The following is a 19,670-nucleotide window of genomic DNA, read 5'->3' on the forward strand; positions in this document are numbered from 1 at the left end:
ACGGCTGTTTCCCGGGAGGAACGCTGCCCTCAGCGGGGAGAGGCGGAGGGTGTGAGGGGTCTGCGGGGGAGCCGGGGAGGCTGGTGAGGCCGGTCACCGGGTCCGGAGCAGGTGCACCAGGCCGGTGGTGTCCTCCGCGCCGTGGCCGTCGGCCAGGCGGCGCCGCATGAGGTCGAAGAAGGGGGTGACCAGTTCCGCGCTCACTCCTTGCTCTTCGGCCGTACGCAACAGGGTGCCGGTGCCCGCGACCTGCATCGCGAGGTGGGAGACGACATCGGTGGTGTAGTCGCCGGACGCCAGCCGGGCGGCCATGCCGTGCGCCTGGCCGGCCATCGCGGTCAGCCAGGACACGAGCAGCGGCGCGAACTCCTCGGGGGCCACCTCCGTGTCCCGCAGCAGCGCGAAGGCGCTCGTGATGCCCGCGAACATGCCGTACATGCCGGTCAGCAGCGCCACGTCGTGCAGCGCGGCGAGGGCGGGGCCGGCGCCGACGTACTCGGTGCCGGCCGGGACGGCGAGGGTGCCTCGGTGCTCCTCGAACAGCTCCCGGTCACCGCTGTAGAACACGAAGGCGCCGGGCGCGCCGATCATCGGCGGTACGGCCATGATCCCGCCGTCCAGCAGCCGGGCGCCGCGTTCCTCGGCCCAGGCGGCGCGGGCGCGGGCGTCGGCGGGCGTGCCGGTGGTGAGGTTCACCAGGTCGCGGCCGGCCAGGTCGGCACCTTCCAGGGCGGCGCCCACCGAGGCGTCGTCCAGCAGACAGGCCACGACGAGCCGGTTCGCGGCCACCGCCTCCGCCGCGCTGCCGGCCGCCACCGCGCCCTCGGCGGTCAGCGCGTCCGCCCGCCGCGGCGTGCGGTTCCAGACGGTCAGCGGATGCCCGGCGGCGAGCCAGGCCCGTCCGAGCGCGGTGCCCATCGCGCCGGTGCCGAGCAGGGTCAGAGGGGTAGGGGGGCCGGAGGAAAGGGAGTTGTCGTTCATGACGACTAGGCTCGCCGGGGGAGCCGCCGCGCATAAGTACGTACTTCGGAGTGGGTGGTTACCCGCAGGGAAGGGTGCAGGTCGGAAGGGGGAACACCATGCCGGTGGGACGGCGGCCGGGGGCGTATGTCTGCGGCACGGACGCGGCGATGGACATCATCGACGGCAAGTGGAAGGTGTCGATCCTGTGGGCGCTGGGGGAGGGCACCCGCCGGTTCGGTGAGCTGCGGCGGCTGCTGCCGGGCGTCACGGAGAAGGTGCTCGCCGCGCAGCTGCGCGAGCTGGAGGCGGACGGCATCGTGTACCGCGAGGACCACGCCGAGGTGCCGCCGCGCGTCGAGTACTCGCTGACGGAGGCCGGCGACCGGCTGAACGAGGCGCTGGCGCCGCTGGGGGCGTGGGGCAAGGAGCACGTGCTGGGCGGGCAGCCGGCGGTGGGCTGACGGTTCGCGCAGTGCGGTCAGCGGCTGCCCGTCAGGTGCGCGAACACCACGACGTTGCCCTGGTAGCCGGTGGTCTTCGAGTAGCCGCCGCCGCAGGTGATGACGCGGAGTTCGGGACGGGGCGCGGCGCCGTACACCTTGTCGTCGGGGAAGTCGCGGGCCGCGTACACCTCCACGGCGTCCACGGTGAACAGCGCCACGGTGCCGTCCCGGCGGTCCACCTCGATCCGGGTGCCGCGCCGGAGCGCGCCGAGGCGGTAGAAGACGGCGGGGCCGTCGGCGTTGTCCACGTGGCCGGCGACGATCGCGGTGCCCGTCTCGCCGGGCGTGGTCCCGGCCTCGTACCAGCCGGCCAGGTTCGGCTCCTTCGCGGGCGGGGCGTCCAGGCTGCCGGAGGGGGTGAGGGACAGGCCGGTCAGGGGCGCGTCGACACCGATCGCGGGGATGCGGATCCGCAGCGGCGGGGAGGGGTCGAGGGCGGGGGCCGTGTGCCGGTCGCCGCCGGGCTCGGTCCGGCCCTCGGCGGCCGCCGGCTGCGGCGGGGTCCGTGCTCCGGTGCCGCCGAGCAGCCACACTCCCGAGCCGAGGGCCACGAGTGTGACGGCGGCTATGACGGCGTCCCCGGCCCTCCCGCCGCTCCGACGCATGGGGAACCCCTCTCGTCAGGTGTCCTGAGATGCCCGCCTCCTCCGGGCCGCGAGGGGCGTCGGACCCGGAGGGGGCGGGTTGTGCGGTACCGGTGGACGGACAGCGGAGGGTGTCCGTCAGATCCCGTCGCCTCTCGCCCGGCGATGCAGGAGCCAGGTACCGCCCGCGGCGGCGACGGCCAGTGCCGCCACACCCGCCGTGGTCTGTACGGGGTCGGGGCCCAGTCCGCCGCCGACCCCCGTCTTCACGCTTCCCCGCGGCCGCACCTGTGCGTGCGCCGCGCTGAGGGCCACCACCAGTTCGCCCGCCACCTGCCGGTCCCCCTCGGCGCACCGGGCGACGATCTCGTACGTCCCCGGCTGCGCGCTCGGCGGCACCCGGAACCGGCCGGTCGCCTGGCTGTCCTCGGCGCCGGGCGCCAGCGGGAAGGTGCCGGCGCCGAGCGCCCCGGCGTCCCCGGTCGCGGTGCCCGGGGACCCGCACGCGGCCGTGTGCACGGTGACCTGGCCGCCGGGCGTCACGGTGGCCGGCCGGACGTCCAGCCGGCCGGCCGGGCCCGGGGCCGTCGGTTCCGTGGCCGCCATGGCGTGGACGGGTGCCGTGGCGGCCACGGTGAGCGCGGTACCGGCCAGGAGACGGGCAGTGCGTCGCATGGTGCTCCCCAGAGCTTTGTCCGACTCGTCCAGGGGTGCGCCCCTGCCCTACCGAGATAAGTGGCTCGGCGGCCGGACCGCTTCCTGAGGGAGCGTCAGGAATGCGGCGAACGGGTGGCGGCCCCGCCACCCGCACGGACCAGCCCGGATGACGTTCGGGCAGGTCGCGGGCGGGCGCGGGGCGGCCGGGAGAGAGAAGTATGAAAAGAACACGAATGGAGCGGTGGAGCCGGTGAACGGGTGACGGCACGTCAGCGTCCGTCGGCGCGCACACCGCGGGCCGGTGCCCGGCCGGGCACCGGCCCCTTGGAGCGGCACGGGGGTCAGGCGACGTTGACCGCGCTCCAGGCCGCCGCCACGGCGTTGTACTCCGCGCTGCCGGTGCCGTAGAGGTCCTTCGCCGCGTTCAGGGTCGCCGTGCGGGCGCCCTTGTAGTTCGTCGAGGACGTCATGTAGACCGTCAGCGCCCGGTACCAGATCTTGCCGACCTTGTCCCGGCCGATGCCGGTGACCGTGGAGCCGTTGGAGGTCGGCGAGTCGTAGCCGACGCCGTTGATGGTCTTCGCGCCGCTGCCCTCGGCGAGCAGGTAGGCGAAGTGGTTGGCGACGCCGGAGGAGTAGTGGACGTCGAGGTTGCCGACCGACGAGCTCCAGTAGTCCGCCGAACTGCCGTCCTTGGAGGGCTTGTCCATGAAGCGCAGGGCCACCTTGCCGAACCCGGGCTTCACGATCTCCTCGCCGATGAGGTAGTCACCGGCGTCGGAGGGGTTGTCCGCGTACCACTCCACCATCGTGCCGAGGATGTCGGAGGTGGCCTCGTTCAGCCCGCCGGACTCGCCCGAGTAGGCCAGCGCGGCCGTCTTCGAGGTCACGCCGTGGGACATCTCGTGCCCGGCGACGTCGAGGGCGACCAGCGGGCCGAAGGTGGTCCCGTCGCCGTCGCCGTACGTCATGCAGAAGCAACTGTCGTCCCAGAACGCGTTGTTGTAGTTGCTGCCGTAGTGGACGCGGTTGTACGAGCCCTTGCCGTCCCCGGCGATGCCGTTGCGGCCGTGGACGTTCTTGTAGTAGTCCCAGGTCTCGTCGGTGCCGTACTGGGCGTCGACGGCGGCCGAGGCGCGGTCCGCCGTGGCGCCCGTGCCCCAGTGGTTGTCGGCGTCCGAGAACAGGGTCGCGGGGGCCCGGCTGAGGCAGATGCCGAAGATGCACAGGTCGGTCTTGTTCTCCGCGTCACCGGTGTAGGTGTTGCCCCGGGTCGGGTCCTTGAGCTGGTACGACGACCCGGACTGGGTGGTCTCCAGCGGCACGGTCCCGCTGTAGAGGGAGGCGCCGTCGCCGGTGGCGGTCTCGATGCTGTCCCAGGCGTCGATCCGCGCGCCGCCGCGGGCGTCGGTCAGCACGGTCCGGGCGACGGGGTTGCCGAGCGAGTCCAGGCCGACGGCGGTGGTGCGCCAGGCCAGCCTGGGCGTGCCGTGCAGCGCGTCGACCACCAGCTCGGGCCTGGCCTTGGCCTGCTTCAGCGGTGTGCCGGGGTGGGCCGCGCGCAGGGCGTCCACCGCGAGCCGGGCGGCCTCGGGGCCGGGGACCTCCGGTGTGACGGTGGGCACGGAGACGGTCCGCCGGGTGGCGCGGTCGGCGCCCCGGTAGGTGCCGTCCGGGGCCAGGTGGACGACGAAGTCGCCGCCGAGGACCGGCAGATGGCGGTAGGTGCGGTCGTAGCGGACGTGCTGGGTGCCGTCCTTGTCCACGATCACGTCCCGCACGCCGGTGTCCTGCGGCGCGGTGAGGCCCAGCGCGGAGGCGTGGGCCAGGAGCGCGGAGGCCGCGTTCTCGATCGCGGTGGCCCGGGTCGGTCCGCCGCCGGCGTGGGCGGCGGGGGAGAGGCCGACGGCCAGCAGGGTCGCGGTGGCGGCGGCGACACCGGCGGTGAGCGTGCGGCGGGTTCCTCGGACGTGCTGCCGTGTCCGGCTCATCTGTCTCCTCGGGAAGGCGCCCGTCAGGCGTGGGGGTGGCGCTGATGTCCCAAAGATTTAAGTGAGCATGACATGTCATGTCCATAGCGCTGCCGAGGAGCTTCGTGGATCTTCGGAGGGAGGTGTGGCGGGGCGACGGGGGTAGGGAATCGTTTCCGTGAGGCCGGGGTGCGCGGCCTCCACGCGGTCGTGCTCAGCCGAGCAGGACGGTCCCCTCGGGCACGTCGATGCCGAACTCCTCCTCCGCCACCCGCCGCGCCTCCGCCTCTCCGGTCAGCGTGCGTTGCGTGACCGTGCCGTCCGCGAGGGTCTCGGTGAGCAGGGCTCCGTCCAGGGAGAGGTGGCGACCGCCGGGGAGGGTCCGCTGGAGGTAGGGGCGGCGGGTGAACGGGGAGCGCGGGTGGGTGCCGACGAACCAGTTGAACACTTCCAGGTCCGGCGCGGTGAACGACTCCTGGGTGAACGCGTACTGGCCGGCCCACCGCCCGGTCCGCCGGTCCCGCGTCTGCAACTCCCACAGCGGGAGCGGCCCGTCGTGCGGCAGCGGGGCCAGCCGGTGCCGGCGTCCGGCGCCCTCGTACTCGGTGCCGGCCACCAGCGGCACCGGCAGCAGCAGCGCGCCGACCGAGCCGAAGCCGACGTCCGCCAGATACGGCCACGGCTCGCCGGCCACCTCCACCCGGAGCATCGCGTGCGTACGCGGCCGGCTCTGCGGGGTCTCGGCGCCCACCGTCACCCGGCCGGCCAGCGGCGTCACCCGGAACCCGAGCGCCTCCAGCGCCAGCCGGAGCAGGGTGTTGTGCTCGTAGCAGTAGCCGCCGCGCCGGCCGCGCACCATCTTGGCCGTCAGGTCGGCGGGCTCCAGGGAGGGGGCCGAGCCGCGCACCGGGTCCAGGTTCTCGAAGGGCAGCGCCAGCGCATGCGCCAGGTGTACGCCCCGCAGCGTGGCCGGATCGGCCCGCCGCTCGCCCTTGAAGCCGATGCGGTCCAGATAGGCGTCGAGGTCGTACCGCTGTTCGTCGGACATGCCCCGAACCTACGCGACTCCGTCCGTGCCCGCCGCGTCCCCGGGACCGATCCGCGCTCCGTCCGCGGCCCTACGACCGCCGTACGACCTCCACCCGCACCGCGCACGACTTGAACTCCGGCATCCGGGACGTGGGGTCCAGGGCCGGGTTGGTGAGGGTGTTGGCGCGGCCCTCGCCCGGCCAGTGGAACGGCATGAAGACGGTGTCCGGGCGGATCGTGTCGGTGATCCGGGCCGGCGCCACGGCACGGCCGCGCCGCGAGACCACGGCCAGCGGGTCGCCGTCGGCCGCGCCCAGCCGGGCCGCGAGCCGGGGGTGCAGCTCCACGAACGGTCCCGGGGCCGCCGCGTTCAGCTCCGCCACGCGCCGGGTCTGCGCCCCCGACTGGTACTGGGACACCACCCGGCCGGTGGTCAGCAGCAGCGGATACTCGGCGTCCGGCTCCTCGGCGGTCGCCCGGTGCGCCACGGCCACGAACCGGGCCCGGCCGTCCGGGGTGGCGAAACGGTCGAGGAAGAGACGAGGCGTACCGGGATGGTGCCCGACGGCACGCGGGGGCCGCTCGCCGTCACCGGAACCGGCGTCCGGTACCGGGCTGCCGGGCGAGGCGTCGGAGGCCGCGTCGGGGGCTGCGTCGACGGACGGGGCCTCCGGTGCGGGGCCGGCGGGCGGGGCTTTCGGTGCGGGGACGCTGGGCAGGGCTGCCCGGGCTGCGTCCGGCTCGCCGGGCAGGGCGGCCGGGGCTGTGTGTCCGCTGTCCGGCAGGGCGGCCGGGGCTGCGTCCGGCTCGCCGGGCAGGGCCTCCGCCGCCGGGGCGCCGGTCAGCGCGGCCACGGCTGCGAACCCGGTGTCGGGCAGGGCTGCCGGGGACGTCACCCCGGTGTCGGTTCGCGATTCCCCGGCCGGTTCCTCCGGGCAGGGCCAGAAGACGCCGTTCTCCTCGCTCAGGCGGCGGTAGGTGATGCCCGAGTAGTCCGCCGGGCCGCCCGCGCTGGCGCGGCGCAGTTCGCCGAAGACCTCCTCCGGGTCGGTCGGGAAGCCCTTCTCCACGCCGAGCCGGCCGGCCAGCTCGTGCAGGACGTACAGGTCGCTGTGGACGCCCGGCGGCGGCGCGACCGCCCGGCGGCGCAGCAGCACCCGGCCCTCCAGGCTGGTCGTCGTGCCCGTCTCCTCCGCCCACTGGGTCACCGGCAGCACCACGTCCGCCAGCTCCGCCGTCTCCGACAGCACCACGTCGGCCACGGCCAGGAAGTCCAGCGAGCGCAGCCGCTTCTCGACGTGCGCCGCGCGCGGGGCCGACACCACCGGGTTGGAGCCCATCAGCAGCAGCGTCCGTACGTCCGTGCCGAGCGCGTCCAGCAGCTCGTACGCGCTGCGTCCGGGACCCGGCAGGCTGTCCGGGTCCACGCCCCACACCCCGGCCACGTGCCGCCGCGCCGCCGGGTCGTCCAGCTTGCGGTAGCCGGGCAGCTGGTCGGCCTTCTGGCCGTGTTCGCGCCCGCCCTGCCCGTTGCCCTGCCCGGTCAGGCAGCCGTACCCGGACAGCGGACGTCCCGCCCGGCCGGTCGCCAGGCACAGGTTGATCCACGCGCCCACCGTGTCCGTGCCCTTGGACTGCTGTTCCGGCCCGCGCGCGGTGAGCACCATCGCCGCCTCGGGCTCGCAGAACATCCGTACCGCCTCGCGCAGCCGGGGCACCGGCACGCCGGTGATCCGCTCCACGTACTCCGGCCAGTGCGCCATCGCCGCGGCCCGGGCCTCCTCCCAGCCCGTGGTCCGCTCCCGGATGTACTCCTCGTCCGTCCGGCCCTCCGCCACCACCAGGTGCAACAGGCCGAGGGCGAGGGCCAGATCGGTGCCGGGCCGGGGCGCCAGGTGCAGGTCGGCCTGTTCGGCGGTCTTCGTCCGGCGCGGGTCCACGACGATCAGCGTGCCGCCGTTCTCCCGCAGCTCGGTGAAGAACCTGAGCGACGGCGGCATCGTCTCGGCCGGGTTGGAGCCGACGAGGATCACGCAGCCCGTCCTCGGGATGTCCTCCAGCGGGAACGGCAGCCCCCGGTCCAGGCCGAACGCCTTCACGCCCGCCGCCGCGGCCGACGACATGCAGAACCGGCCGTTGTAGTCGATCTGCGAGGTGCCCAGCACCACCCGCGCGAACTTGCCCAGCGCGTACGCCTTCTCGTTGGTCAGCCCGCCCCCGCCGAACACTCCGAGCGCGTCCGGCCCGTACCGCTCCCGGGTCGCCGCGAGCCGTCCGGCGATCCGGTCCAGGGCCTCCGGCCAGTCCGCCGCCACCAGCCGCCCGCCCTCCCGCACCAGCGGGGTGGTCAGCCGCACCGCCGGGGACAGCACCTCGGCCGCCGTACGGCCCTTGCCGCACAGCGCGCCCCGGTTGACCGGGAAGTCCGGGCGTTCGGTGACCTCGACGCCCCCCCGGGGCAGGGGCGTGATGTTCATCCCGCACTGCAAGGCGCAGTACGGGCAGTGGGTGGGCGTCGAGGTGTTCTCCATGCCGCCCAGCGTGCGTCCGGCGTGTTACGCCCCCGGGCCGACTCCGGTTACACCCCCGGCACGGCGACCTCCCCGCGCCGCCCGGCCCGCCGTGAGGGCGGGCGTCACCGCCCGGCGGCCAGCGCCCGCGCCACCCCCGGCTCCCGTGGCCCGAGGAACCGCGGGTCCGGCCGGAACACCGCGTCCAGCGCCGCCTTGCCCGCCGCGAACAGCTCCCGCGTCCCGCCGTAGTACCAGGTCGCGTCGTGTTCGGCGGCCACCCCGACGCCGTACGAGTCCACCCCCGCCGCCTCGCACAGCGCCACCGCGCGCCGGATGTGGAAGTCCTGGCTGATCAGCACCGCCCGGTCCACCCCGAAGATCCGCTTGGCCCGGACGCAGGAGTCCCAGGTGTCGAACCCGGCGTAGTCGCCGACGATCCGCCCGTCCGGCACCCCGTGCCGGGTGAGGTAGGCGCGCATCGCGTCGGGCTCGTCGTAGTCCTCGCGGCCGTTGTCGCCGGTGACCAGGACGACCTCGACGCGCCCCGCCCGGTACAGCGTCGCCGCCGCGTCCAGCCGGTGCGCGAGGTACGGCGACGGCCTGCCGTGCCACAGCCCCGCCCCGAACACCACCGCGACCTCGGCGCGCGGCACGTCCGCCGTGCCGCGCAGCCGGTCCGCCGTGGACAGGCGCAGCCAGGTCGCCGGCAGCAGCGCCAGCACACACCCGGCCATCACGGCCCACAGCAGCCGCCGCTGCCCGGCCCGGCTGCGCGGCCATCGCGGCCTGCGGAATCTCATACGGTGCCCCCCTTGATCGTCCCCGACCATGGAGGACGCCGCCGGCACCGGTCCGGTTCGCCTCACACTCCGCCGCCGGCCGTGGTGATGGCATGGAAAATGCCCGTGACGGCCCGGCAACGGGGGCGCAACCTCCGGGGGCCAGGATCCTGCCATGACGGCGACGATCCCACTCCGCACCCGGCCGGTCACCGCGCTCGGCCGCCGCCGCCCGGCACCGCCGGCCCTGGTCCTGGTCGCCCACGGCAGCCGCGACCCGCGGGCGCTCACCACCGTTCGGGCCCTCATGGCACAAGTCCGCGCACTGCGCCCCGGCCTGCCGGTCCACCTGGGCCACATCGAACTGAACGAGCCCCTGCTGCCCGACACCCTCGCGGCCCTCGGCGACACCCGCGCCGTCCTCGTCCCGCTGCTCCTCAGCCGGGGCTACCACGTCAAGCAGGACATCCCGGAGCTGGCCGCGGCGGCCCGCGGCGACATCCGCGCGGCCCCGCCGCTCGGCCCGCACCCGCTGCTCGCCGAGGCCCTGCACGCCCGCCTGACCGAGGCCGGCTGGCCGGCCGCCCCGGACGGCACCGCCCGCCGCACGACCGCGGTCGTCCTCGCGGCCGCGGGCTCGCGCGACGCGGACTCGGCCGCGGACACCCGCCGCACGGCCCGCCTCCTGGCCGCCCGCCTCGGCGTCCCGGTGATCCCCGCCTACGCCTGCGCGGCGACCCCGACGGTCCCGACGGCACTGCGCGCGCTGGCGGCCCGCGGCCGGCACCGGGTGGCGGTGGCGTCCTGTTTCACGGCCCCGGGCCGCTTCGCGACGCAGTGCGCGCAGGCGGCGCCGTGGATCGCCTCGGACCCCCTGGGCGCGCACGAGACGATGGCCCGCCTGGTCCTGCACCGTTACGAACAGAGCGTCGCCGCACCGTGGACGTCGGCCGCCTGAGGTCCCGCGGCCGCCCGGGAGGAGAACCCGGCGGGCGATCAGGCTTACTGTCGACCCATGGAAGGCACCGCACTCGCCACCGCGTACGACCCGTCGTCAGCCGAACGCTGGGCCCCCGAACCCGACAAACGACCAGGCCGTACCGCCTTCCAGCGCGACCGCGCCCGCATCCTCCACTCGGGCGCGCTGCGCCGCCTGGCCGGCAAGACGCAGGTGGTGACCCCGGGAACCAGGAGCCAGGCCTGGGACGCCAGCCCGCGCACCCGCCTCACCCACTCCCTGGAATGCGCCCAGGTGGGCCGGGAACTGGGCGCGGCCCTCGGCTGTGACCCGGACCTGGTGGAGGCGGCCTGCCTCGCCCACGACCTCGGTCATCCGCCCTTCGGCCACAACGGCGAGACCGCGCTGAACGAGTTCGCCGACGACTGCGGCGGTTTCGAGGGCAACGCCCAGTCCCTCAGGCTCCTCACCCGCATCGAGCCGAAACGGTTCACCGAGGACCGCTCCGTCGGCCTCAACCTCACCCGCGCCACCCTGGACGCCGCCACCAAGTACCCCTGGCCGCGCGGCGGGCACCCCACCGCGCCCGGGTCGCCGAAGTTCGGCGTGTACGACGACGACCGCGCGGTGTTCGACTGGGTCCGGGCCCACGCCCCCGGCACCCGCACCTGCTTCGAGGCGCAGGTCATGGACTGGTCGGACGACGTGGCCTACTCGGTGCACGACGTCGAGGACGGACTGCACGCCGGTCACATCGACCCCAACTGCCTGGAGGCGGAGCCGGAACGGCAGGCGGTGTTCGAGGTGGCCGTCGGCCGCTACGTCCCCGCCGGCACCGACCCGGCCGAACTCTCCGCCGCGCTGGACCGCCTCCAGGACGAGGAGTGGTGGCCGCACGGCTACGACGGCACGGCCGTCGCCCAGGCCCGGCTGAAGGACGCCACCAGCCAGCTCATCGGCCGGTTCTGCCTGGCCGCCGAGACCGCCACGCGCGCCGCGTACGGCAGGGGCCGGCTCACCCGGTACGCCGCCCGGCTGGTCGTACCCCGCGCGACCCGGATGGAGTGCGCGGTGCTCAAGGCGGTCGCGGACCGCTATGTGATGCAGCGCGCCGAGCAGGAGCGGCTGCGCGCCGACCAGCGGGTGATCGTCGCCGAGCTGGCCGAGGCGCTGACCGCCCGCGCGCCCGACGGACTGGACCCCCAGTTCCGCGCGCTGTTCGACGCGGCGGACGACGACCGGGCGCGCAAGCGGGTGATCGTCGACCAGATCGCCTCCCTCACCGACGGCTCCGCGCTGTCGCTGCACGCGAGACTGACGGGACGCGGGTGACGGGAACGTGACACTCCGTGGCCTGATCGGGTCACACCCTCTTCCCGCATCACGCTCCGTGCGGGAGGCTCCCATGTGGCGGAAACCTCAAGAGGAGGCATCAAGTGGTCGACGCGGATCAGACATTCGTCATCGTCGGAGGCGGTCTCGCCGGTGCGAAGGCGGCCGAGACGCTCCGGGCGGAGGGTTTCAGCGGACGGGTGATACTGATCTGCGACGAACGCGACCACCCGTACGAGCGTCCGCCGCTGTCCAAGGGCTTCCTGCTCGGCAAGGAGGAGCGCGACAGCGTCTTCGTGCACGAGCCCGCCTGGTACGCGCGGCACGACGTCGAGCTGCACCTCGGCCAGACCGTGGACCGCGTCGACCGCACGGCGAAGACGGTCCGCTTCGGTGACGACGGCACCCTCGTCCGCTACGACAAGCTGCTGCTGGTCACCGGCGCCGAACCGCGCCGCCTGGACATCCCCGGCACCGACCTGGCGGGCGTCCACCACCTGCGCCGCCTCGCGCACGCCGAACGCCTCAAGGGGGTCCTCCAGCACCTCGGCCGGGCCAACGGGCACCTGGTGATCGCGGGCGCCGGCTGGATCGGGCTGGAGGCCGCGGCGGCGGCCCGGGAGTACGGCGCCGAGGTGACGGTGATCGAACCGGAGCCGACCCCGCTGCACGGCGTCCTCGGGCCGGAGCTGGGCAACGTCTTCGCCGAACTGCACCGCGAGCACGGCGTCCGCTTCCACTTCGGGGTCCGGCTCACCGAGATCGTCGGCCAGGACGGCGTGGTCCTCGCGGCCCGCGCCGACGACGGCGAGGAGCACCCGGCGCACGCCGTCCTCGCGGCGATCGGCGCGGCACCGCGGGTGGCGCTCGCCGAGGCGGCCGGGCTGGAGATCGCCGGCCGGGCGCACGGCGGCGGCATCGTGGTGGACGAGCGGCTGCGCACGTCCGACCCCGACATCTACGCGGCCGGCGACGTGGCGTCCTTCCCGCTCGCGCTGTTCGGCACCCGGCTGCGGGTGGAGCACTGGGCGAACGCCCTGAACGGCGGCCCGGCCGCGGCGCGCGCGATGCTCGGCCGGGACGTCACCTACGACCGCGTGCCGTACTTCTTCACCGACCAGTACGACCTGGGCATGGAGTACAGCGGGTGGGCGCCGCCCGGGTCGTACGACGAGGTGGTGATCCGGGGTGACGCGGGCAAGCGGGAGTTCATCGCGTTCTGGGTGCGCGAGGGGCGCGTGCTGGCCGGGATGAACGTGAACGTGTGGGATGTCACAGAGCCGATCCAGAACCTGATCCGTTCCCGGGCCCGGGTGAACGTCGAGGCCCTGTCGGACCCGCACGTGCCGCTCGCCGGGCTCGTCCCGTGACCCCCGAAGGCACCGGAAGCGTCACCGCGCCCCCGTAGAATTCATCCGTGGCAGGACGGATCAACGACGAGGACGTGAAGGCGGTACGGGACGCGGTCCCGATCGACGCCGTGGTCTCCGAGTACCTCCAGCTGCGCAACGCGGGCGGCGGCAACCTCAAGGGCCTGTGCCCGTTCCACGACGAGAAGTCGCCGTCCTTCCAGGTCAGCCCGAGCAAGGGACTCTTCCACTGCTTCGGCTGCCAGGAGGGCGGCGACACCATCACCTTCGTGATGAAGGTGGACCACCTCTCCTTCTCGGAGGCGGTCGAGCGGCTGGCCGCGCAGGCCGGCATCACGCTGCGGTACGAGGAGGGCGGATACAACCCGGCCCACCAGCGCGGCGAGCGCATCCGCCTGGTCGAGGCGCACAAGGTCGCCGCGCAGTGGTACGCGGAGCAGCTCGCCACCGGTGCCGAGGCCGAGGCCGGCCGGGTCTTCCTCGCCGAGCGCGGCTTCGACCAGGCCGCCGCCGTGCACTTCGGGGTCGGCTACAGCCCGCAGGGCTGGGACCACCTCACCCGCTATCTGCGCGGCAAGGGCTTCACCGACAAGGAACTGATCCTCTCCGGACTGGCCCAGGAGGGCCGCCGCGGGCCCATCGACCGCTTCCGGGGCCGCCTCATGTGGCCGATCCGGGACATCGGCGGCGAGGTCGTCGGCTTCGGTGCCCGCAAGCTGTACGAGGCGGACAACGGGCCGAAGTACCTGAACACGCCCGAGACGGCGATCTACAAGAAGAGCCAGGTGCTGTACGGCATCGACCTGGCGAAGAAGGAGATCGCCAAGACCAGCCGCGCCGTGGTGGTCGAGGGCTACACCGACGTGATGGCCTGCCACCTCGCCGGGGTGACGACGGCCATCGCGACCTGCGGCACGGCGTTCGGCGGCGAGCACATCAAGATCCTGCGGCGGCTGCTGATGGACAACGGCAGCGCTCGGGTGATCTTCACCTTCGACGGCGACGCGGCCGGGCAGAAGGCGGCGCTGCGGGCCTTCGAGGACGACCAGAAGTTCGCCGCCGAGACCTACATCGCGATCGCGCCGGACGGCATGGACCCCTGCGACCTGCGGCTCGCCAAGGGCGACGAGGCGGTGGCCGACCTGGCCGAACCGCGCACCCCGCTCTTCGAGTTCGCGCTCCGGCAGATCGTGAGCCGGTACGACCTGGACACCCCGGCCGGCCGGGCCGCCGCGCTGGACGAGGCCGCGCCGATCGTCGCGAAGATCAAGAACAGCGGCGCGCAGCACGAGGTGGCCGTGGAGCTGGCCGGCATGCTCGGCATCCTCGACACCCAGTTCGTGGTCCGCCGCGTCGCCCAGCTGGCCCGCTGGGCCCGCGAGGGCGGCAAGGGACAGCAGCGGCCCCGGCAGCCGCAGGCACAGGCGCAGTGGGAGAACGCCCCGCGGCCCGCCCACACCGGCCCGTCCCTCACCCTGCGCAACCCGGTCTACGCCACCGAACGCGAACTGCTCAAACTCGCCCTCCAGCGCCCGGAGCTGGTGTCGCCCGCGTTCGACGCGTACGGCGTCGACGAGTTCACCGCTCCTCCGTACGCGGCGGTGCGCCAGGCCATCGCGGAAGCGGGAGGCGCCGAGTACGGCGTCCAGGACCCGCAGGAGTACCTGGTCCGCGTCCGGGAGGCGGCCCCCGACGACACGGTCCGGGCCATGGTGACCGAGCTGGCGGTGGAGGCGATCATGCGCCGCACGGTCGACGAGACCTATGCGGGCGAACAGCTGGTCACCGTCCGGCGCCGCGCCGTGGCCCGCCGGCTCACCGACCTCCAGGGCACCCTGACCCGGCTCGGCCACTCGGATCCGGCCCAGTCGGCCGCCGTGCAGAACGAGATGATGATCCTCACCAGGTACGACAGGGCCCTCCAGGACGAGGGTCCGTCGGCCCTCTAGCCACCGGGATCACCACCCCGTCACCGGACGGATGCAAAAAGTCACCGCACGCCCCTCGTGGCGGTGTTGTGTCGTACCCCACACTGGGGGCGGTGCCCGAGCCTCGGAGCGCACGCTGCCGCTCGGCTTCGCAGCGATCATCCTGGAGGTCGCCCCCCGTGCAGACCCGGACCCTCGCCCAGACCGACAGCGCCACCCGCGCCACCCGCACCGAAGCGGACGAGCCGGACGCGGAGACCGGCGCTCTCGTGGCCGTGCCACCGCAGGGCCGGGCCGGCCTGGACCCGGAGCCGGCCGCCGAGGAGGCCGAGCGGCCGGAGGAGCCGGACGATCCGGAGGAGCCCGCGGAGGTCGAGGTCCCGGTCGTCGCGCGGACGGAGTCCGGCGGGCCCTCGGCCGACCTGTTCCGGCAGTACCTGCGCGAGATCGGCCGCATCCCGCTGCTCACCGCCGCCGAGGAGGTGGACCTCGCCCGCCGGGTCGAGGCCGGCCTCTTCGCGGAGGAGAAGCTGAGCGGCACCCCCGACCTGGACAGCGAACTGGCGCTCGACCTGGACCGGCTCGTCGTCCTCGGCCGGATGGCCAAGCGACGGCTCATCGAGGCGAACCTGCGGCTGGTCGTCTCCGTCGCCAAGCGGTACGTCGGCCGGGGACTGACCATGCTGGACCTGGTCCAGGAGGGCAACCTCGGGCTCATCCGGGCCGTGGAGAAGTTCGACTACGCCCGCGGCTACAAGTTCTCCACCTACGCCACCTGGTGGATCCGCCAGGCCATGTCCCGCGCGCTGGCCGACCAGGCCCGCACCATACGCGTCCCGGTGCACGTCGTGGAGCTGATCAACCGGGTCGTCCGGGTGCAGCGGCGGATGCTCCAGGAACGCGGCCAGGAGCCCACCGCCGAAGAGGTCGGCGCCCACCTCGACCTGTCGCCCGAGCGGGTCCGCGAGGTGCTGCGCCTCGCCCAGGAACCGGTGTCGCTGCACACCCCGGTCGGCGAGGAGGACGACGTCGCCCTCGGCGACCTCATCGAGGACGGCGACGCGGCCAGCCCGGTGGAGTCGGCGGCCTTCCTGCTGCTGCGCGAGCACCTCGACGCGGTGCTGTCCACGCTGGGCGAGCGCGAGCGGAAGGTCGTACAGCTGCGCTACGGCCTGGTCGACGGGCGCCCGCGCACGCTGGAGGAGATCGGCCGGCTGTTCGGCGTGACCCGGGAGCGGATCCGGCAGATCGAGTCCAAGACCCTGAGCAAGCTCCGCGACCACGCCTTCGCCGATCAGCTCAGGGGCTACCTGGACTGAGGGGCCGCCGCGCCGCGGCGGCCCCCGCGCCTAGTCCACCTCGGCCACGGCCTGCGCGAACTGCGCCTGGTACAGCCGGGCGTAGGCGCCGTCGGCCGCCAACAGCTCGGCGTGCGCGCCCTGTTCGACGATCGACCCGTTCTCCATCACGAGGATGGTGTCCGCGTCCCGGATCGTCGACAGCCGGTGCGCGATCACGAACGACGTACGGCCCGTCGCCAGTTTGGCCATCGCCTTCTGGATCAGCACTTCCGTGCGCGTGTCCACGGAACTCGTCGCCTCGTCCAGCACCAGGATCACCGGGTCGGACAGGAACGCCCGCGCGATGGTGATCAGCTGCTTCTCACCGGCGCTGACCCCCGTGCCCTCGTCGTCGATCACGGTGTCGTAGCCGTCGGGCAGCGTACGGATGAACCGGTCCGCGTGCGCGGCCCGCGCCGCCTCCTCGATCTCGCCGCGGGTCACCTCGCGCGCGGCGCCGTAGGCGATGTTCTCCGCGATGGTGCCGCCGAACAGCCAGGTGTCCTGGAGCACCATGCCGATTCCGGACCGCAGCTCGTCCCTGGTCATCTCGCGGACGTCCACGCCGTCCAGCGTGATCCGGCCGTCCGAGACGTCGTAGAACCGCATCAGCAGGTTGACCAGCGTGGTCTTGCCCGCGCCGGTCGGGCCGACGATCGCCACCGTGTGCCCGGGCTCCACCGTCAGCGACAGGTCCTCGATGAGCGGCTTCTCGGGGTCGTACCGGAACGACACATGCTCCAGGCACACCCGTCCGCGCAGCTCGGCCGGCCGCTTGCCCGGCACCGGGTCCGCCTCCTGCTCCTCCGCGTCCAGGAGTTCGAAGATCCGCTCGGCGGAGGCCACCCCGGACTGCACCAGGTTCGCCATCGACGCGACCTGCGTCAGCGGCATGGAGAACTGCCGTGAGTACTGTATGAACGCCTGCACGTCACCGATGGACAGCGAACCGGAGGCGACCCGCAGACCGCCGACGACCGCCACCAGCACGTAGTTCAGGTTCGACACGAACATCATCAGCGGCTGCATGACGCCGCTGTTGAACTGCGCCTTGAACGCGGCCTGGTACAGCGCCTCGTTCTGCTCGGCGAACTGCCGCGCCGACTCCTCCTGCCGCCCGAACACCTTCACCAGCGTGTGCCCGGTGTACATCTCCTCGATGTGGGCGTTGAGCTTGCCGGTGGAGCGCCACTGCTGCACGAAGTGCGGCTGGGACCGCTTGCCGACCCGGGTGGCGACCACGAACGACAGCGGGACGGTGACGAGCGCCACCAGCGCCAGGATCCAGGACACCCAGAACATCATCGCCAGCACGCCGACGATGGTCAGCACCGAGTTGATCAGCTGGCCCATCGACTGCTGGAGGGTCTGCCCGATGTTGTCGATGTCGTTGGTCGCCCGGGACAGCACCTCGCCGCGCTGGCGCTTGTCGAAGTACGACAGCGGCAGCCGCGACAGCTTGGTCTGCACGTCCTCCCGCATCCGGTACATCGTGCGGTTCACGGCCCGGTTGACCAGCCGGGTCGCGACCGCCATCAGCAGGCCCGCGACCAGGAAGGTGCCGAGGGCGAGCAGCAGCACATGCCCCACGGCGGTGAAGTCGATGCCCTTGCCGGGCGTGAAGTCGGTGCCCTTCAGCATGTCCGCGACCCGGCCCTGGCCGCGCTCGCGCATGGAGTCGAGCACCTGCTCCTTCGTGGCGCCGTGCGGCATCTCCCGGCCGATGAGGCCGGCGAAGACCAGGTCGGTGGCGCGGCCGAGGATCTTCGGGCCGACCACGCTCAGGGCCACGCTGACGACCACGCACAGCAGCAGCGCGTAGATCGTGAGCCGCTCCGGCCGGAACCGGGCGACGAGCCGTTTGCCCGACCCCTTGAAGTCCATCGAGCGCTGGTCGGGGCCGGCCCCGGCCATCATGCGTCCCATGGGACCGGCCATCAGGCGGCCTCCGCTTCCGTCAGCTGGGAGAGCACGATCTCCCGGTAGGTCTCGTTGGATGCCATCAGCTCGGCGTGCCGGCCGGAGCCGACCACCCGGCCCTCGTCCAGCACGATGATCCGGTCCGCGTCCCGGATGGTCGACACCCGCTGGGCGACGATCACCACGGTGGCCTCGGCGGTCTCCCGCGCCAGCGCGGCGCGCAGGGCGGCGTCGGTGGCGTAGTCGAGCGCGGAGAAGGAGTCGTCGAAGAGGTAGATCTCCGGGCGCTGCACCAGCGTGCGGGCGATGGCGAGCCGCTGCCGCTGACCGCCGGAGACATTGGTGCCGCCCTGCGCGATCGGCGCCTCCAGGCCGCCCTCCAGCTTCGTGACGAAGTCCTTGGCCTGCGCCACCTCCAGCGCGTGCCACAGCTCCTCGTCGGTGGCGTCCGGATTGCCGTAGCGCAGGTTGCCGGCGACCGTGCCGGCGAACAGGTACGGCTTCTGCGGGACGAGCCCGACGGTCTTGGCGAGCAGCACCGGGTCGACCTCGCGCACGTCCACGCTGTCGACCAGCACCTCGCCGTCGGTGGCGTCGAACAGCCGGGGGACGAGCCCGAGCAGCGTCGACTTGCCGCTGCCGGTGGAGCCGATCACGGCGGTGGTCTCGCCGGGCCGGGCCGTCAGGTCGATGGACTTCAGCACCGGCTCCTCGGCACCCGGGTAGCGGAAGCCCGCGCCCCGGATCTCCAGGTGCCCGTGCGCGCGCAGCTCGGTGACGCCGGCCGCCGGCGGCACGACGCTGGAGGAGGTGTCCAGGACCTCCTGGATGCGCTCGGCGCAGACCTCGGCGCGCGGCACCATCATGAACATGAAGGTGGCCATCATGACGGACATCACGATCTGCATCAGATAGGCGAGGAACGCCGTGAGGTCGCCGATGGCCATGCCGCCGCTGTCGATCCGGTGCGCGCCGAACCACACCACCGCGATGGACGACAGGTTCACCACCGTCATGACGATCGGGAACATCAGGGCCAGCAGCCGGCCGGTGGCCAGCTGCATCTCGGTCAGCTCGCCGTTGGCCCGGCCGAACCGCCCCTGCTCGTAGCCGTCCCGGACGAAGGCGCGGATCACCCGGTTGCCGGTGATCTGCTCGCGCAGCACGCGGTTGACCGTGTCCAGCCGGTCCTGCATCGACCGGAACAGCGGGCGCAGCCGGCGCACGATCAGGGTCACGGAGACGCCGAGCACCGGTACGACCGCGATCAGCACGGCCGACAGCGGCACGTCCAAGCCGAGTGCCAGCACGATGCCGCCGACGCACATGATGGGCGCCGACACCATCAGGGTGAACGTCATCAGGGCCAGCATCTGGACCTGCTGTACGTCGTTCGTCGTACGGGTGATGAGAGAGGGCGCCCCGAAGTGACCCACCTCACGCGCGGAGAAGGACTGCACCCGGTCGAAGACGGCACCGCGCACGTCCCTGCCGAGCGCGGAGGCGGTCCGGGCGCCGTAGTACACGGCTCCGATGTTGCACACGACCTGCGCCAGCGAGATGCCGATCATCAGGGCGCCGAAGGACAGGATGTAGTCCGTGTCGCCCTTCACGACACCGTTGTCGATGATGTCGGCGTTCAAAGTGGGCAGGTAGAGGGTCGCGCAGGTCTGGAGGAACTGGAGCACCACCAGAAGGGTGATGGGTTTCTTGTAGGGCCTGAGATAGGTCCGTAGAAGTCGTATGAGCACGCTGCGTCTCTCGGGGTCGGCGACAGGGGCTGGTCGGTTGCCCTTGGCCCCTATCGTCGGACACTCCACCCGC

At 73.2% G+C, this 19,670-nt stretch carries 15 protein-coding genes; 6 read left to right on the forward strand and 9 right to left on the reverse strand.

Going from position 1 to position 19,670, the window contains the following annotated elements:
* Positions 1-93 precede the first annotated feature (93 nt).
* Positions 94-981, reverse strand: coding sequence for an NAD(P)-dependent oxidoreductase (locus SCK26_RS25580; protein ID WP_318203663.1), 888 nt, complete (start codon positions 979-981; stop codon positions 94-96).
* A gap of 98 nt (positions 982-1,079) precedes the next feature.
* Here SCK26_RS25580 and SCK26_RS25585 point away from each other — a divergent pair, with 98 nt between their 5' ends.
* The gene (locus SCK26_RS25585) at positions 1,080-1,424 is read left to right on the forward strand and encodes a winged helix-turn-helix transcriptional regulator (RefSeq protein ID WP_318203664.1); all 345 of its coding nucleotides are present in this window, start codon (positions 1,080-1,082) and stop codon (positions 1,422-1,424) included.
* Between the two features lie 17 nt (positions 1,425-1,441).
* Here the strand turns inward: SCK26_RS25585 and SCK26_RS25590 are convergent, their stop codons facing one another.
* The 6 genes from SCK26_RS25590 to SCK26_RS25615 form a co-directional block, all read right to left on the reverse strand.
* Positions 1,442-2,071 (reverse strand): class F sortase, encoded by a 630-nt coding sequence (locus SCK26_RS25590; protein ID WP_318203665.1) that lies wholly within the window; start codon positions 2,069-2,071, stop codon positions 1,442-1,444.
* 117 nt (positions 2,072-2,188) lie between these two features.
* Positions 2,189-2,725: a hypothetical protein gene (locus tag SCK26_RS25595; protein ID WP_318203666.1), complete on the reverse strand. Its 537-nt coding sequence runs from the start codon at positions 2,723-2,725 to the stop codon at positions 2,189-2,191.
* A 323-nt stretch (positions 2,726-3,048) separates the two neighbouring features.
* On the reverse strand, positions 3,049-4,698 hold the full coding sequence (locus SCK26_RS25600) for a M4 family metallopeptidase (protein WP_318203667.1): 1,650 nt from the start codon (positions 4,696-4,698) through the stop codon (positions 3,049-3,051).
* A 193-nt stretch (positions 4,699-4,891) separates the two neighbouring features.
* Positions 4,892-5,725: an arylamine N-acetyltransferase family protein gene (locus tag SCK26_RS25605; protein WP_318203668.1), complete on the reverse strand. Its 834-nt coding sequence runs from the start codon at positions 5,723-5,725 to the stop codon at positions 4,892-4,894.
* Positions 5,726-5,795: 70 nt separating this feature from the next.
* Positions 5,796-8,237, reverse strand: coding sequence for a molybdopterin oxidoreductase family protein (locus tag SCK26_RS25610; protein ID WP_318203669.1), 2,442 nt, complete (start codon positions 8,235-8,237; stop codon positions 5,796-5,798).
* 104 nt (positions 8,238-8,341) lie between these two features.
* Positions 8,342-9,019 (reverse strand): vancomycin high temperature exclusion protein, encoded by a 678-nt coding sequence (locus tag SCK26_RS25615; protein ID WP_318203670.1) that lies wholly within the window; start codon positions 9,017-9,019, stop codon positions 8,342-8,344.
* Positions 9,020-9,173: 154 nt separating this feature from the next.
* Between SCK26_RS25615 and SCK26_RS25620 the strand changes: the two genes are divergently transcribed.
* The 5 genes from SCK26_RS25620 (at position 9,174) to SCK26_RS25640 (ending at position 15,905) form a co-directional block, all read left to right on the forward strand.
* Complete coding sequence (locus tag SCK26_RS25620) at positions 9,174-9,956, forward strand: sirohydrochlorin chelatase (RefSeq protein WP_318203671.1); 783 nt, start codon at positions 9,174-9,176, stop codon at positions 9,954-9,956.
* 57 nt (positions 9,957-10,013) lie between these two features.
* Positions 10,014-11,288, forward strand: a complete 1,275-nt coding sequence (locus tag SCK26_RS25625) for a deoxyguanosinetriphosphate triphosphohydrolase (RefSeq protein ID WP_318203672.1) — start codon at positions 10,014-10,016, stop codon at positions 11,286-11,288.
* Between the two features lie 104 nt (positions 11,289-11,392).
* Positions 11,393-12,658, forward strand: a complete 1,266-nt coding sequence (locus tag SCK26_RS25630) for an NAD(P)/FAD-dependent oxidoreductase (protein ID WP_318203673.1) — start codon at positions 11,393-11,395, stop codon at positions 12,656-12,658.
* A gap of 47 nt (positions 12,659-12,705) precedes the next feature.
* Positions 12,706-14,607 (forward strand): DNA primase, encoded by a 1,902-nt coding sequence (dnaG, locus tag SCK26_RS25635; protein ID WP_318203674.1) that lies wholly within the window; start codon positions 12,706-12,708, stop codon positions 14,605-14,607.
* A gap of 158 nt (positions 14,608-14,765) precedes the next feature.
* Positions 14,766-15,905, forward strand: coding sequence for an RNA polymerase sigma factor (locus SCK26_RS25640; RefSeq protein WP_318203675.1), 1,140 nt, complete (start codon positions 14,766-14,768; stop codon positions 15,903-15,905).
* A 30-nt stretch (positions 15,906-15,935) separates the two neighbouring features.
* Here the strand turns inward: SCK26_RS25640 and SCK26_RS25645 are convergent, their stop codons facing one another.
* Both SCK26_RS25645 and SCK26_RS25650 read right to left on the reverse strand, forming a co-directional pair.
* Positions 15,936-17,864 carry an ABC transporter ATP-binding protein gene (locus tag SCK26_RS25645; protein ID WP_318203676.1) on the reverse strand — a complete coding sequence of 643 codons (1,929 nt, stop codon included), beginning with the start codon at positions 17,862-17,864 and terminating at the stop codon, positions 15,936-15,938.
* Positions 17,864-19,597, reverse strand: a complete 1,734-nt coding sequence (locus tag SCK26_RS25650; RefSeq protein WP_318203677.1) for an ABC transporter ATP-binding protein — start codon at positions 19,595-19,597, stop codon at positions 17,864-17,866. The genes SCK26_RS25645 and SCK26_RS25650 overlap by 1 nt, the downstream gene beginning before the upstream one ends.
* Positions 19,598-19,670 lie beyond the last annotated feature (73 nt).

This window comes from Streptomyces sp. SCL15-4 (genome assembly GCF_033366695.1).
Lineage (GTDB): Bacteria > Actinomycetota > Actinomycetes > Streptomycetales > Streptomycetaceae > Streptomyces.